The 14,085-nt window shown below is 75.3% G+C and carries 13 protein-coding genes; 3 read left to right on the top strand and 10 right to left on the bottom strand.

What is annotated here, in order from left to right; translation table 11 throughout:
* The first annotated feature begins 96 nt into the window (after positions 1-96).
* Complete coding sequence (locus MCM47_RS43175) at positions 97-747, top strand: GNAT family N-acetyltransferase (protein WP_308222292.1); 651 nt, start codon at positions 97-99, stop codon at positions 745-747.
* Positions 748-816: 69 nt separating this feature from the next.
* On the opposite strand, the gene MCM47_RS06655 is transcribed toward MCM47_RS43175, so the two are convergent.
* The gene (locus MCM47_RS06655; protein ID WP_238859432.1) at positions 817-2,130 is read right to left on the bottom strand and encodes a DUF3533 domain-containing protein; all 1,314 of its coding nucleotides are present in this window, start codon (positions 2,128-2,130) and stop codon (positions 817-819) included.
* Positions 2,131-2,362: 232 nt separating this feature from the next.
* Here MCM47_RS06655 and MCM47_RS06650 point away from each other — a divergent pair, with 232 nt between their 5' ends.
* Positions 2,363-3,373, top strand: a complete 1,011-nt coding sequence (locus MCM47_RS06650) for an NADP-dependent oxidoreductase (protein ID WP_374209082.1) — start codon at positions 2,363-2,365, stop codon at positions 3,371-3,373.
* A gap of 193 nt (positions 3,374-3,566) precedes the next feature.
* On the opposite strand, the gene MCM47_RS06645 is transcribed toward MCM47_RS06650, so the two are convergent.
* From MCM47_RS06645 to MCM47_RS06635, 3 genes are all read right to left on the bottom strand, one after another.
* A complete protein-coding gene (locus tag MCM47_RS06645; RefSeq protein ID WP_374209081.1) occupies positions 3,567-5,102 on the bottom strand; it encodes a glutamate synthase subunit beta in 1,536 nt (511 codons plus the stop codon).
* Between the two features lie 241 nt (positions 5,103-5,343).
* Entirely contained in the window at positions 5,344-6,099 is a 756-nt protein-coding gene (locus MCM47_RS06640; protein ID WP_238859431.1) for an alpha/beta fold hydrolase, read from the bottom strand.
* Between the two features lie 145 nt (positions 6,100-6,244).
* Positions 6,245-7,249, bottom strand: a complete 1,005-nt coding sequence (locus MCM47_RS06635) for an AraC family transcriptional regulator (protein WP_238859430.1) — start codon at positions 7,247-7,249, stop codon at positions 6,245-6,247.
* Between the two features lie 154 nt (positions 7,250-7,403).
* On the opposite strand from MCM47_RS06635, the gene MCM47_RS06630 reads away from it, so the two are divergent.
* Entirely contained in the window at positions 7,404-7,904 is a 501-nt protein-coding gene (locus MCM47_RS06630; protein WP_238859429.1) for a DUF1772 domain-containing protein, read from the top strand.
* Between the two features lie 110 nt (positions 7,905-8,014).
* Here the strand turns inward: MCM47_RS06630 and MCM47_RS06625 are convergent, their stop codons facing one another.
* From MCM47_RS06625 to MCM47_RS06600, 6 genes are all read right to left on the bottom strand, one after another.
* A complete protein-coding gene (locus MCM47_RS06625; protein ID WP_238859428.1) occupies positions 8,015-8,473 on the bottom strand; it encodes a hypothetical protein in 459 nt (152 codons plus the stop codon).
* Positions 8,474-8,648: 175 nt separating this feature from the next.
* Complete coding sequence (locus MCM47_RS06620) at positions 8,649-9,239, bottom strand: DUF1772 domain-containing protein (RefSeq protein WP_238859427.1); 591 nt, start codon at positions 9,237-9,239, stop codon at positions 8,649-8,651.
* Positions 9,240-9,325: 86 nt separating this feature from the next.
* Entirely contained in the window at positions 9,326-9,571 is a 246-nt protein-coding gene (locus MCM47_RS43170) for a hypothetical protein (protein ID WP_308222291.1), read from the bottom strand.
* A 70-nt stretch (positions 9,572-9,641) separates the two neighbouring features.
* Positions 9,642-11,090 carry an MFS transporter gene (locus tag MCM47_RS06610; RefSeq protein ID WP_238859426.1) on the bottom strand — a complete coding sequence of 483 codons (1,449 nt, stop codon included), beginning with the start codon at positions 11,088-11,090 and terminating at the stop codon, positions 9,642-9,644.
* A 95-nt stretch (positions 11,091-11,185) separates the two neighbouring features.
* The gene (locus MCM47_RS06605) at positions 11,186-13,057 is read right to left on the bottom strand and encodes a glycoside hydrolase family 15 protein (RefSeq protein ID WP_238859424.1); all 1,872 of its coding nucleotides are present in this window, start codon (positions 13,055-13,057) and stop codon (positions 11,186-11,188) included.
* A gap of 185 nt (positions 13,058-13,242) precedes the next feature.
* The gene (locus MCM47_RS06600; RefSeq protein WP_238859422.1) at positions 13,243-14,010 is read right to left on the bottom strand and encodes a helix-turn-helix domain-containing protein; all 768 of its coding nucleotides are present in this window, start codon (positions 14,008-14,010) and stop codon (positions 13,243-13,245) included.
* Positions 14,011-14,085: the final 75 nt, after the last annotated feature.

Here is a 14,085-nt window from a genome sequence, read left to right as displayed (position 1 = left end):
CACGCGTTTCCCCATCCCGCCCGCTCGACAGGGCGTGTCACCCGTGTGTCCGCCCGCCGGGCGCAACCCTTCGGGGTCGGTGTTCGTTGGCGGGGGGTGAGCTCTCAGCCGGTCCTCGATGCGTCCGCCGACCCCGCCGACCCCGCCGATCCCGCCGGCGCCGCCGATCCCGCCGATCCCGCCGGCGCCGTCCGAGCCGTCCTGTACGTGCGGGCCGCCGAGCCGGGGGACGCGGAGCTGTTGGCGCGCTGGCGGCAGGAGGCCGCGGCCTGGGTGGCGGGCCGGAGCAGCAGCCTGCAGTGGTCCGGTCCCGACCGGACGCGGCGCCGGCTCCGGATGATCGAGGCCGGCGCCACGGTGCTCGCCCTGCTGGAACCGGACGGCCCTCCGGTCGCCACCTGCTCGCTCTGGCCCCGTGCCGGCACGCGGCGGTGGACGGCCGAGGAGCGTGCCGTGCCGGCCCGCTACCTGCGCGCCAGCACCGTGGACCGCGCCTACGCGGGCCGGGGCATCGGGCGGCTCCTGCACCTGTGGGCGGGCCACCGGGCGGCTGCCGACGGCGCCGCCGTGCTGCGGTTGGACGCGCGGACGGACAACCCCGCACTGCACAGCTACTACCGCTCGTGCGGCTGGCGCCTCGTCAGGACGGTGCCGGGGCTCGGCTCCGGCTCCCTGTTCGAGACGCCGGCGGTGCTCCGGCCCGACCTGCCGGTGCGGGAGCTGGGCCCGATCCGGCTGCCGCGCTGACCGGCCGCCGGTCCGACGCCACTCGCCGCCACCGCACGGGCAGGCGGTCGACCGGCCGGCCGACCGGGATCAGCCAGCCTCGGGGTGGAAGCGGTGCAGGCCCCGGCGGTCGTAGTAGGTGGTCATCCCGAAGCCGAAGAGCAGCGCCGCGACCGTGCCGACGGCGATCATGATCCAGGCCCGGGTCAGCCCGGCCTCGGCCTGCGCCCCGAAGTACAGGATCGCGCGGACGCCGTCGGTGATCTGGCGCATCGGTTCGAAGACGGCCAGGCCCCGGTAGAAGTCCGGCAGTGCCTGCAGCGGGATGGTCGCCCCGGAGGACGGCAGCGCGAGGGCGATGAAGACGAACATGCCGACCAGCTGCCCGATCGCGCCGAACGCCGCGATCAGCGCCTGCGCCCCGAGCCCGACCGCGATCGTGGCGCAGACCGAGAAGATCCAGAGCAGCGGCAGGTGCGAGGCGTCCATGTCCAGGATCACCACGCTCGCCAGCATGATCAGGCTCGACGTCAGCACGGCGAGCCCGCAGGACATCACGTCGTTGACGATCAGCGCCCGGGTGCGGCTGATCGGCACCAGCGGCCGCTGCATGCGCAGCGGGCCCAGCTCGCTCGCCTGGTAGCCGAGGGCGATGTCGACGCCGCTGCTGATGACGTTGGCCCCGAGGAAGCCGCTGAGCACGACCAGCAGGGTGTAGTAGAACGCGGTGAGGCCGACGCCGCTGCGCGGGCCGATCGGGTGGCCGACCCTGACCTCGACGGTCACCGGGTCGGCGAGCTGGAGCAGTTCGGCGTTGGTCGGGGTGCCGCCCTGGGCCGGGGGCTGGGCCTGGGCCATGGCCTGGGCCTGGGCGGTGAGCTTCTTGCCGAGCTCCTGCGAGGCCCGGTGGGCCGCCGTCTGGGAGATGTTGGAGGCCAGCGAGGACTCCAGGCTGCCCACGCCCGGGTTGGTCAGGACGGTCATGGTCGGGCGCGGCGGCGCCTTCTGCGGCAGCTCTCCGAGGGAGACGATCGCGGCGCTGAAGTCGGGCGGCACCACCAGCGCGCCGGCCAGCTTGCCGGAGGCGAGCTGTTCGTCGGCCCCGGCCTGGTCGAGCAGGCGCCAGGAGACGTGCTCCTTCGGGTCCGGTGCGCCGGCGATGCCGGCGGTGACCTGGGCGCCGAGGTTCTGCTGCTGTCCGGCCACGGTGGCGCCCCGGTCGGAGTTGACCAGGCCGATCGGGAGGCGGTGCAGCTCTTCGGTGGGGTTGAGGATGCCGCCCATGTAGAGCAGGGTCAGCAGGAAGGCCACCAGGCCGATGGTGACGGTCGGGACCACCCAGACCTTGGGATTGGCCAGCACCTGCCGGGCCCGCACGCCGCCCTGAGGCCGGTTCGTCGTCATGGTTCTCCCGTGCACGTCGGTCGGTCCCCCGCCCCTTGCGGCCGAACCTAACCGGCCCGCGCGCCGCGGGCCGCCGCGCCTCGCCCGAACGACGTACCGCCCGACCCGGTCGGCGGCGGCGGACGGTCCGCCGTCCAGGCCTGGCCAGATGACTAAGCGCTTGCTTAGACTCTCCTCCGTCGCGCGCGGGACCCCGCGCAGCAGCACGAGCCCACCCACCGGGAGCCCCCCCATGCTGTCCGCCACGAACCGTCAGATCCGCCTCGCCCGCCGTCCGCAGGGCGAGATCGCCGCCGAGGACTGGGCGCACGTCACCGAGGCGGCCGCGGCCCCCGGCGAGGGCCAGTTCGCCGGGCGGACCCGCTTCGTCTCGCTGGACCCCGCGATGCGCGGCTGGCTGGACGACCGCCGCTCCTACCTGCCGCCGGTGGGCATCGGCGAGGTGATGCGCGCCGGGTCGGTCGTCGAGGTCACCGAGTCCAACCACCCCGACTTCCGGATCGGCGACCTGGTCGTCGGCACCTTCGGCGTCCAGGAGCACGTGGTCTCCGACGGCCGGGGCGCGTTCCGGATCGACCCGGCCGCGGCCGCGCCCTCGGCCTACCTCGGCGCGCTCGGCATGCCGGGCATGACGGCGTACTTCGGCCTGCTGGACGTCGGCGCGCTCAAGGAGGGCGAGACGGTCGTGGTCTCCGGCGCCGCGGGCGCGGTGGGCACCATGGCCGGCCAGATCGCCAAGGCCAGGGGCTGCCAGGTCGTCGGCATCGCCGGCGGCGCCGACAAGTGCGCGCTGCTGACCGGGGAGCTCGGCTTCGACGCCGCGATCGACTACCGGAGCGAGGACGTCCGCAAGGCCCTGCGCGCCCACGCGCCGGACGGCATCGACGTGTACTTCGACAACGTGGGCGGGGCGGTCCTGGACGCGGCCCTGGCCAACCTGGCCATGCACGCCCGCGTCGTGGTCTGCGGCGCGATCAGCCAGTACAACTCGGCGACCGGCGTGCAGGGGCCGTCCAACTACCTGAACCTGCTGGTCCGCCGGGCCCGGATGGAGGGCTTCGTGGTCTTCGACTACGCGCCGCGCTACCGCGAGGCGGCCCGGGAGATCGGCGACTGGATCGCCGCCGGGCGGATCAAGGTGCTGGAGCACGTGGTCCGCGGCACGGTGGACGACTTCCCGCGGACGCTGCAGATGCTGTTCCGCGGCGAGAACACCGGCAAGCTCGTCCTCGAACTGGTCTGAGGAGGGGCACCGTCGGCCGCGTCAGGTCGGGCCGGGCCGCGTCGGGCCGGGCCGGAGCGGGTCGGGCCGGGGCTGGGCGCACGCGGGCCCCGGCCACCGCCGACGGCCCGCGCACGGCTCGTCCGCGGGCCGGCCCGCCCGCCGCGGCACGGCTGCCCACCCGGCGGCGCCATCCGCGGCCGGTCCCTGCCGGTCAGGCCGTGAGCGGGCCGTCGAAGGGCGCGATCGGCGCGGGGAGCTCGGTGGCGCCCCGCAGGTAGCGGTCGACCGCGGCCGCCGCGGCCCGGCCCTCCGCGATCGCCCAGACGATCAGCGACTGGCCGCGCCCGGCGTCGCCCGCGACGAAGACGCCGTCCGCCGGGCCGCCGGGTGCGCCGGACGCCGCGGCCGCGAAGTCCCCGCCGCGGGCGAGGTTGCCGTGCCCGTCCACCGCCAGGCCCAGCTGGGCGGCCAGGCCGTGGCTGCGGCGGCGGCCCGAGAAGCCGGCGCCGGAGAAGCCGAGCGCCAGCAGGGCCAGCTCGGCCGGGAGGGTCCGGGCCGTGCCGGGCCGGGGCCGGCGGTCGCCCGGCTCCGCCTCGGCGAACCGCACGCCGGCCAGCCGCCCGTCCGCACCGGCCTCGAAGCCCACCGTGGTGGCCGAGAAGACCCTGGGCTCGGCCTCCTCCCCGCCGGCCTCCTCGTGCGAGGTGGTCACCCGGTACACCTTGGGGTGGACGGGCCAGGGCTGGGCGGCCGCGCGCCCGGCCGGCGGACGCGGGTTGATGTCGAGCTGGGTGACCGCGGCCGCGCGCTGCCGCAGGGCCGTGCCGAGGCAGTCGGCGGCCGTGTCGCCGCCACCGACGATCACCACCCGGCGGCCCTCGGCGGACAGCGGGGAGGCCGGCAGGTCGCCCTCGTCCACGCGGTTGGCCAGCGTCAGGTAGGTCATCGCCTGGTGCACGCCGGGCATCCGGCGGCCGGGGACGTCGAGCTCCCGGCACGCCGTGGCGCCGACCGCGACCACCAGCGCGTCGTGCCGTCCCCGCAGCAGGTCCGCGGGGAGGTCGTGGCCGCCGACCGCGACGCCGGTCCGGAACCGGGTGCCCTCCTCCCGCATCTGGTCGATCCGCCGGTCCAGGCGGTGCTTCTCCAGCCGGAACGGCGGGATGCCGTAGCGGAGCAGCCCGCCGATCCGGTCGGCCCGCTCGTACACGGTGGTGGTGTGGCCGGCCCGGGTCAGCTGCTGCGCGGCCGCCAGCCCCGCCGGGCCCGAACCGACCACGGCCACCCGGAACCCGGTCAGCCGCTCGGGCGGCTGCGGCCGGTCGAACCCGCGCTCCCAGGCCTGGTCGGCGATCGCCAGCTCCACGTTCTTGATCGTCACGGCCTCGCCGTCGATGGCCAGCACGCAGGCGCTCTCGCACGGCGCCGGGCAGAGCCGGCCGGTGAACTCGGGGAAGTTGTTGGTCGCCAGCAGGCGCGCCGCGGCCGAGCCCCAGTCGCCGTGGGAGACCAGCGTGTTCCAGTCCGGGACGAGGTTCCCCAGCGGGCAGGCCCGGTGGCAGAACGGCAGGCCGCAGTCCATGCAGCGGGCGGCCTGGCTGCCGATGATCGGCAGCAGGGCGCCGGGGCGGTAGACCTCGCGCCGGTCCCCCAGCCGCTCGCGCGGGTCCCGTCGCTCGCGCGGCTGGCGTGCAGTGGTGAGGAAGGCCATGCGGTCGGGCGGGCGGTCGGCCTGGGAATCAGCCATCGCGGCCTCCGGCGGGGCGTGCCAAGGCGGGTCGGGGGCGCCGCCGTGACCGCACCCGCCGGGCGCACCGCCGACGCTGCGCGCCACCGTGTGGCCACCGTACGCCTGCGAACCTCCGGGCGACAGGGGGTGGCCGGTGCGAGCCCGCACCGACGCCGCAGCACGCGGGTCGGGGACGGGAGCGGAGCGACGGAGGGGGCGGCGGCCCGGCCCCGCTCGGACCGGGCCGCCGCCCGGGCGCTCATGCCCGCAGGAAGGCCTCCAGTGCGGTCGCGAACGCCACCGGGACCTCGTGCATCGGGTAGTGCCCGGCGTTCGACAGCACCTCCAGCTCGGCCTGCGGGTAGTGGGTCAGCCAGGTGCCGCGCATGACCTCGGCCGACAGCGCCGGGTCGTGCTCGCCGACGAAGACCTTCACCGGCAGCGAGCTGCCCGCGACCTTCGCGGCGAAGTCCGCGGTGGTCCAGTCGTCCAGGTACGCGGCGAAGGCCTCCGGCCGGGAGTCGGCCAGCGAGCGCGCCGTCATCGCGTCCAGCCAGCGACCGCACGCACGGTGCCCGGTGACCAGGTCGAGGATGGCCCGCCGGTTGGCCGGGTGGTCCGCGGCGCCGTGGAAGAGGTCGTGGGCGTCCCCCTCCAGCGGATAGGCGCTCGCCGGGACCGGTGCCACGCCGACCAGCCGGCGCACCCGGCGGGGCGCCTCGGCCAGCACCCGCTGCGCCGCCTTGCCGCCCATCGAGTGCCCGACCAGCGAGAACGCGTCCCAGCCCAGCTCGTCGGCCAGCGCCAGCGCGTCCGCGGCGATCTCCGCCAGCGTGAACTCGCCCTCCGCGTCACGGCGTTCGCCGTAGCCGCGGTAGTCCAGGAAGGCGTAGCAGAAGGCCTTGGGGTCGAGGTGGTCGAGGAAGGCGCCCCAGCCCGCGCTGGTGCCGAACCAGTCGTGCAGGACGAGGACCTTGCGGGCGCCGCTTCCGATGATGCGGTGACTGATCGTCATGTGGTGCTCCCGGTCGAGGGGGTGGGAGGTCTCCTTCCCACCCGGCCGCGCACCGGAACCGGCCCGCGGCCGGGTCCGGGCCTGCGGCCGGGTCCGAGTCCGGCGCCGGCCACCGGCCCGCGCCGGGGCGGCCGACCGCCGGCGGTCAGCCCGCCAGGACGACCGTGGTCGCGGCGTGGACCGGCCCGGTGGCGGCCGGGGCCGCGGCGGCCAGCCAGCGGTGCTCCTGCGGGGTGAGCCCGCGCACCCGCTTGAACGCCGCGCTGAGCGCGAAGGCGTTGCTGTAACCGACCTGGTGCGCCACCCAGGCCACCGTGCGCTCCGGGTCGCGGAGCAGATCGGCGGCCAGCGCCAGCCGCCAGGCGGCCAGGTAGGCCATCGGCGGCTCGCCGACCAGCGCGGTGAAGCGGCGGGCCAGCCCCGCCCGCGAGACGCCGACCTCGGCCGCCAGCCCCGCCACCGTCCAGGGCCGCGCCGGGTCGTCGTGCATCAGCCGGAGCACCGGTCCGACCACCTCGTCGTGCTGGGCCCGGTACCAGGCGGGAGCGCCGCCGTCCGGGACCGCCAGCCAGCTGCGCAGCACGGCGACCACCAGCAGGTCCAGCAGGCGGTCCAGGACGACCTCCTGGCCGGGCTCGTCGCAGGTGAGCTCGGTGGTCAGCAGCCGGATCAGGGTGTCCTCGGTGGCGGCGCCGTCGCCGGTCGGACGGACCAGCAGGGTCGGCAGGTGGTCCAGCAGCCGGCGGCCGATCTCGTGCTCGGCCTGGTAGGTGCCGGAGAGCATGACGGCGTGCTCCTCGCCCGGCCGGGCCTCGCCCCAGGTCCGCACGCCCAGCGCCATCGACTCGGCCACGCCGACCCCGTCGCGCGTGCAGATCTGCCCCGGGCCGATCACCACCTGGACGGGGCTCTGCGGCGTGTCCGCGACGGTGTACGGCTCGGGGCCGCGCACGATCGCCACGTCACCCGGACGCAGCAGCACCGGCGTACCGCTCTCGGGCACGACCCAGGCGTCCCCGCGGACCATGGTGAGCACCGAGAGCGGCGCACCGTCCTCGATCCGCAGCGACCACGGCGGGGTGAGGATCGAGCGCAGCAGGAAGGCACCCCGGGCCTTCGGCCCGTCGAGCAGCCCGGTGAGAGTGTCCATGGGGTAAGCCTAGACGCGTGGACATGGATTGACGTTCCGTCATTTGAGAGAGTCTGAACGCCGGGCGGGCAGAGCCCGGCAGGCCGGGGCGACCCCGGTCGGCCGGACCCGTCGGCAGCAGCACTGCCGCGGACGGAGAGGAGGGATGTGCCCGATGGAAGTGTCGCGCGTGATCGCGCTCGTGGCCGCCACGATGACCACCGGACTGAGCGCAGGGCTGTTCTACGCGTACGCCTGCTCGGTGATGCCGGGACTGCGCGGGACGGAGGACCGGACCTTCATCGACGTGATGCAGCGGATCAACGTGGCGATCCTCAACGGCTGGTTCCTGCTGGGCTTCGTCGGCGCCCTGGTGACCACGGCGGTGGCGGTGGTCCTGCACCTGCCCGCCGACGGCCGCCGGGGCCTGCCGGCGACGGTGGCGGCGCTGGTCTGCTACGGGGCCTCGCTGGTGGTGACCAGACGGATCAACATCCCGCTGAACGACGCGCTCGCCGCGGCGGGCGACCCGAGCCGGATCGCGGACCCGGCGGACGTCCGCGGCCGCTTCGAGACCCGCTGGGTACGGTGGAACGTCGCCCGTGCCCTGCTCTGCACGGCCGCCCTGGGCTTCCTCTGCTGGGCGCTGGTGCTGCACTGCGACACCGCCGGCTGAGCGTCGGCCCGCCGCCGGAGCGCCCCGGGACGGCCGGAGGCCGCCGGCGGGCGACCCGCCCCGGACACCTGGGGCCGGGGCGCCCGCCCGGCGACCTCCGGCGTTTCGCGTCAGCCCGACGGCGGTGTCCGCGGCTGCGGCGGTGCGGCCGTCCGCGGCTGCGCCGGGGTGCGGGGTTGCGGAGGCTTCCGCGGCTGCGCCGGAGTGCGCGGCTGTGGCACCGTCCGCGGGATCGGGGGGTTCTCGCGGAGGGGCGCGAGTTCGCGGCCGAGGGTGGCGATGTCCAGCGCGATGCGGTGGGCGATGTCCTCCGGACCGGAGCCCGCCGGGAGGTAGCGGTTCCAGGAGCGGGCGTGGGCGGGCCCGTCGTGGGTCATCTGGAAGTTCAGCCGAACCGTCCCCCCGAGGCCACCGAGGCCGATCAGGAAGTGGGTGTCGGACTGGTCGATGGAGACCTCGTTGCCGATGCAGGAGCACCTGACCAGGTCGTCGATCCGCTCCTCGGCCAGGTACTTGGCGAGTTGGATCGCCCTGCCCTCCACGCGGAACGGTCGCAGTGCGGGACTCACGTGGCTGCCGCCCCTTCCCCAGGGGCTCTCGCACCCCCGGCGGTCGCTGTTCGCAGCCATGATTGTAGAACCGCCCGGCGGGGCCAAGTCACCCGCACCACAACGGACTTGGCCGACAGCACGGGGGGGCGCACAGGGCGCACACCAGCTGCCGGCCGGACGGGGACAGCGCGCGTCAGCGCGCGGCGCGGGCGTGCAGGAACAGGGCGCGCACCAGCGCGGCCAGGCCCGCCGTGCAGAGCAGCGTCCGCACCGCGTCGGCGGTCACCCAGGTGGACTCGAACCGGGCGCGGACGGCCCCGAGGTCCTGGATCGACGCCGGGTCACCGGCCCGGGCCAGCTCGTCGTTGAGCGGGATGTTCACCGCCATGGTGACCACCAGGGCGACGAGGTAGAGCGTGGTCGCGGCGGCGGCCCAGAGCGCGGGGCCGCGCCGGCCGCCCCGGTACTGGACGAGGGCCGCGGCGGCGGTGACCGCGAGCGCGGCGACGAAGACGAGGCCGAAGACACCATTCTCGATCGCCTTGTTGATGTTCTGCATCGCGGTGACGTACGTCCGGTCGTCGCCCCGGGCCAGACCCGGCATCACGGACACGTCGAAGGCGAAGAAGAGGCCGGCCATCAGGCCCATGGCGACGGTGGCGACGGCGAGGAGCGGCCCGGCCGCCCGTACCGGGGCCGCGGCGGCGGGAGTGCCGGAGGCGGCAGGGGCGACGGGGGCGGCAGGGGCGACGGGGGCGACGGGGGCGGTCCGGTCGAGGGGCATCGGGGCGTCCTTCGGTGGGCGGGGCACGGATGGGTGGAACGGACGCCGGCCCGGGCCTCGTCGGGCCCGGGGCCGGAAGCGGTGGATCAGGCGTTCCAGGCGCTGCGGGCGGCGGCCGCCCGGGCGGACGTCGTGAAGTCCCGGGGCTCGCGGCCCCGCGCCCGCCGGACGCCGTCCGACAGGCTGGCGTCGCGGCCGTCCAGGACCGCGCGGCCGCGGTCGGCCAGCCGCTCGGCGACGCGGCGGCCGGTCTTGCCGGTCCCACCGGCCACCACCATGAGGTGGCTCGAAGTCGGGCCGCTCTGCGGGGAGTTCTGCGGGTCGTTCGCCATGCCCCCAGTCAACCCGGCCGGGGGGGGGAGGACGACCATGGTCGCCGAGCTCAGCCCCATACGCGTGCGTCTACCCGCCGCCTCCCGGCGGACCGGTCCGGGCGCCGGCCTCGGTGTCGGCCGGGGTGCCGGCCCCCGTGCGGGGCAGCATCAGGGCCGCCACGAGACCGCCCAGCCCGATGAGCGCCAGGGTGGACATCGCGGCGGCGTAGGCGTGCTCGGTGAGCCCCGAGACCAGGATGGTGCCGGCGATGGCGGTGCCGAGCGAGGAGCCGAGGTTGGAGACGCTGCGCGACAGACCGGAGATCTCGCCCTGCTGCTCCTCGGGGAAGCTCGACTGCACGACGTTCACGGACGGGGTCAGCATGACGCCGAGGCCCACCCCGATCAGCAGCAGGCCCGGGGCGAACGCCCACGCACCGGGCGAGCCGGCGACCAGGCCGATCAGCACGCCCGTGCCGAGGGTGGTGAGCACGAACCCCGCCATGATCAGCGTCCGCTGCGGGAAGCGGCGGGCGAGGCGCTCGGCGGACAGGGACGCGGCGAGCAGGCCGAGCGTGGAGGCGGTGAAGATCACCCCGGTCTCGATCGCGTCGTAGCCACGGACCACCTGCAGGTAGGCGGCGACGGTGAACGACGTACCCATCAGCATCAGCCACTGGGTGTTCTGGGTGATCAGGCCGAGGTTGGAGGTGCGGCTGCGGAAGAGGCCGGTGGACAGCAGCGGCTCCCGGCCGGACCGCTCCTCGCCCCGCACCCAGCGGAAGAACCAGGCGAGCACGAGCACGCCGCCGACCAGCAACCCGGCCATCAACCAGAGGTTGTTGTCGGCCGCGAGGATGCCGGTGACGACCAGGACCAGGCCGACCGCCGACAGGACGGCCCCGACGACGTCGAACGGCCGGGTCGGGTCGGCCGGCAGCGGGTCGGTGAGACGGCGGCTGAGGAGGATGATCACCACGATCACCAGGGCCTGGAAGACGAAGGCGGCCCGCCAGGAGAGCGCGGTGGTGATCAGTCCGCCGATCAGCGGGCCGGCGGCCGCGCCGATCCCACCCAGGGCCATGATGATGCCGAACGCCTTGGCCCGCGAGGTCAGTTCGGTGAACAGCAGGGTGGTGAGGATGTAGACGGGCGGGATCAGCAGCGCCGTCCCGATGCCTTCGAGGATCGAGTTGCCGAGGATGAGCACGCCGAGCCCCGGGGAGGCGGCGCTCAGGACGGCGCCGACCGCGTAGACGGCGAGCCCGACCAGGAAGCAGCGCTTGCGGCCGTAGCGGTCGGTGAGTTTGCCGCCGGGGATCATCAGCGCGGCCATCACCAGGAGGAAGATCGTGATGGCCACCTGGACGCCCTGCACGGTGGTGTCGAGGTCGTCGCTGATGTCGTTGATCATCACGTTCATGTTCGACCCCGCGAAGCTGCAGATGAACTGCGCGAGGGCGAGCGGGGCGAGCACTCGCCGGGCCGCCGTGGAGGCGGTCCCGGCGGGGCCGGTGGGAGCTGCTCGGTCGGTCACGGTGGCTCAGCACCTCGGGTCGGTGTCGGTGGGAGCGGTGGTCACGCCAGGACAGGGGCGTTGTGGCGGTCCCGCCCGGTCGTGGGCGGCGGGCGTCAGCCGGCGCGGCCGTCCCGACCCGTGTCCCGGTCGAGGGCCTCGTCGAGGGCGAGGGCGGCGTCGATCAGGGCCAGATGGGTGAAGGCCTGGGGGAAGTTGCCGAGCTGCTGGCCGGAGGGGCCGATCTCCTCGGCGAAGAGGCCCACGTGGTTGGCGTAGGTGAGCATCTTGTCGAAGGCGTACCGCGCCTGGTGCGGGCGCCCCGCCCGGGCGAGCGCCTCCACGTAGAGGAAGCTGCACAGGTTGAAGGTGCCCTCGGAGCCGCGCAGGCCGTCCGGGGAGGCCGCCGGGTCGTAGCGGTAGACCAGGCTGTCGCTGACCAGTTCCTGGTCCATGGCGTCCAGGGTGCTGAGCCAGTCGGGATCCCGCGGGGCGATGAAGCCGACCTTCGGCATCAGCAGCAGCGAGGCGTCCAGGACCTCGGCGCCGTAGTGCTGGACGAACGCCCGCCGCCGCTCGCTCCAACCGCGCTCGACGATCTGCCGGAAGACCGTGTCCCGGACGTCCCGCCAACGGGCGGTGTCGGCGGGGCGGGAGTAGTCGGTCGCCAGCCGCAGCCCGCGGTCGAAGGCGACCCAGGTCATCAGGCGGCTGTAAGTGAAGTCCTGCCGGCCTCCGCGGGTCTCCCAGATGCCCTCGTCGGGGCGGTCCCAGTTCTCGGTGAGCCAGTCGAGCAGCCGTGCGAACGAGGCCCAGCCGCGGATGCCGCCGATGTCCTCGGCCTGGGCCAGGGCGTACGCGGCCTCCCCGTAGATGTCGAGCTGGATCTGGTCGGCGGCCGCGTTGCCGGCCCGGACCGGGGCCGACCTGCGGTAGCCCTCCAGGTGGTCGAGGACCTCCTCGGTCAGCCGCGGCTCGCCGTCGATCCGGTACATGATCTGCAGCGGCTCGCCGGAGGCGGTGCCGCCGGCCTCGAAGCGGTCCCGCAGCCACGCCCGGAAGGCGTCGGCCTCAGCACGGAAGCCGAGGTCGATCAGGGCGCGGACGGACAGCGAGGCGTCCCGCACCCAGGTGTAGCGGTAGTCCCAGTTGCGCTCACCGCCGATCTGCTCGGGCAGCCCCATCGTGGCGGCGGCGATCGGAGCGCCGGTCGGGTGGTAGGTCAGGAGCTTCAGTGTGATCGCGGAGCGGCTGACCATCTCGTGCCAGCGTCCCCGGTAGCGCGAGGACCGCAGCCAGGCCAGCCAGAACCTCCGACAGGTGGCGAACGCGGCCCCCATCGAGTCGAGGGTGAGCGGTGCCTCCTCGGGGCGCCCCGGCCCGCCCGTCCCGCCGCCGAAGCCGGCGGTCTCACTGGTGAGGACGACCGCGGCGTGCTGGCCCGCGTCCAGGGTGAAGCGGGCGGACACGTCCGTGCCGTCGACGTGGAGCGCGATCGGCTCCGTGGTCTCGACCCGCAGGTCGGTGCCCGGGCCGTGGAAGACCACCGAGCCCTCCTCCAACCGCTCCACCGTGTGCGGGGCACGTCCGTAGTCGAAGCGGGGCCGGCAGATCAGCTCGAACGGCAGGCTGCCGCGGACCACCCGGGCCACCCGGTGCAGGCGGTGGCGCGGCGACGGTTCCGAAGACTCGTCGGGCAGCATGAAGTCGACCACCTCACCGACCCCGCCGGGCGCCATGAAGCGGGTGATCAGGATGGCGGTGTCCGGCAGGTACAGCTGGCGCACCGAGGCGTCGTCGGTGTCCCCGAGGTCGGCGGCCAGGCGGCAGTGGCCGCCGCGGTCGCTGTCGAGGAGCGAGGCGAAGAGGCTCGGGGAGTCGAACCGCGGTGTGCACCACCAGTCGACGGTGCCGTCCGCGGTGACCAGGGCCGCGGTCTGCAGGTCCCCCACCATGCCGTGGTCGGCGATCGGCGGATAGTCGTTCACGGTGCCTCCTCTGCCGGCCGGTGCCAGGTGCGGGCATCCGCCCGCGGTGGGTGCTCCAGCGACGGTAACCCGGCCCGGAACGGTGGTGGATCACCTGCGGCGGGTGACCCGGTGGCACCGACCGGCCCGGTCGGTGGGCGCCCGGGCGGACGGGCTGCGGAGCCGACGGGTCGGGGAGTCCGCGGTCACAGCAGGTGGAGCCGGCGGGCCTGCCGGACGGCGTCCGCCCGGCGGGTGGTCCGCAGCTTGCGGTTGATGCTCTTCAGGTGCGTCTTCACGGTGTTGGCCGACAGGTGGAGGTCCTCCGCGACCTCCTCCGTGGACATCAGCTCGGCCACCCGCTCCAGCACCTCCCGCTCCCGCACCGTCAGCGGCTCGACCGGCGGCTCGACCGGCATTCGGTCCGGTGGAGCGTCCGACCCGTCCACCAGGCCGGCCGGACCGCGCAGGCCGTCCGGAAGCCAGCCGTGCGGGGCGGTGAGGGCGGGCCTGGCCCGGAGGAAGTGAGCCACCCAGGGCCCTGCGTCCACGAACGGGCGGCAGAGCCGGTCCGGCCTGGCCAGCACCAGGGCGCGGGCCAGCATCCGGTGCGCCGCCTCCTCGTGCCCCGCCGCGGAGCTCAGCTCGGCCCGCACCAGCAGGGCGCCGATCGCCGGGCCGGGCGCCCGGCAGGCCTCCGGGGGGAGGGCCGCGAGGGCCGCCCGGGGATCGCCGGCGGCGAGGTGGGCCCGGGCGGCGAGCACCGCCTCGTACTCGGCGAGGGCACCCCGCGCCACCTCGCCGCCCTTCTGCACCGCCGCCGCCCCGGCCTGCTCCGCGCCCGTGTGCCCCGGGCCCTTGTGCTCCGCGCCCTTGTGCTCCCGGCCCGTGTGCTCCGCGCCGCCCGGGCCGGTCCGGACGCCCGCGGCGGCCAGCCCGGCCAGCGCGGCCCCGGGGTCGCCCGTGCGGAGCATCGCCTCGGCCGCGACGGCGGCCGCCCGCCGCACCGCCCACGGCGGGGCCCGCGGCGGGCCCCCCCCCCCCCCCCC

It is taken from the genome of Kitasatospora sp. A2-31 (assembly GCF_022288725.1).
Taxonomy (GTDB): domain Bacteria; phylum Actinomycetota; class Actinomycetes; order Streptomycetales; family Streptomycetaceae; genus Kitasatospora.
The sequence above is the reverse complement of the archived record's forward strand: the minus strand, read 5'-3'. Positions and strand labels throughout refer to the sequence as shown.

Coding starts and splice junctions, on each gene's coding strand:
- MCM47_RS06635 (WP_238859430.1), bottom strand. CDS start 7,249: ATGGACACTCTCACCGGGCTGCTCGACGGGCCGAAGGCCCGGGGTGCC.
- MCM47_RS06600 (WP_238859422.1), bottom strand. CDS start 14,010: ATGCTCCGCACGGGCGACCCCGGGGCCGCGCTGGCCGGGCTGGCCGCC.
- MCM47_RS06655 (WP_238859432.1), bottom strand. CDS start 2,130: ATGACGACGAACCGGCCTCAGGGCGGCGTGCGGGCCCGGCAGGTGCTG.
- MCM47_RS43170 (WP_308222291.1), bottom strand. CDS start 9,571: ATGGCGAACGACCCGCAGAACTCCCCGCAGAGCGGCCCGACTTCGAGC.
- MCM47_RS06620 (WP_238859427.1), bottom strand. CDS start 9,239: ATGCCCCTCGACCGGACCGCCCCCGTCGCCCCCGTCGCCCCTGCCGCC.
- MCM47_RS06640 (WP_238859431.1), bottom strand. CDS start 6,099: ATGACGATCAGTCACCGCATCATCGGAAGCGGCGCCCGCAAGGTCCTC.
- MCM47_RS06645 (WP_374209081.1), bottom strand. CDS start 5,102: ATGGCTGATTCCCAGGCCGACCGCCCGCCCGACCGCATGGCCTTCCTC.
- MCM47_RS06630 (WP_238859429.1), top strand. CDS start 7,404: ATGGAAGTGTCGCGCGTGATCGCGCTCGTGGCCGCCACGATGACCACC.
- MCM47_RS06650 (WP_374209082.1), top strand. CDS start 2,363: ATGCTGTCCGCCACGAACCGTCAGATCCGCCTCGCCCGCCGTCCGCAG.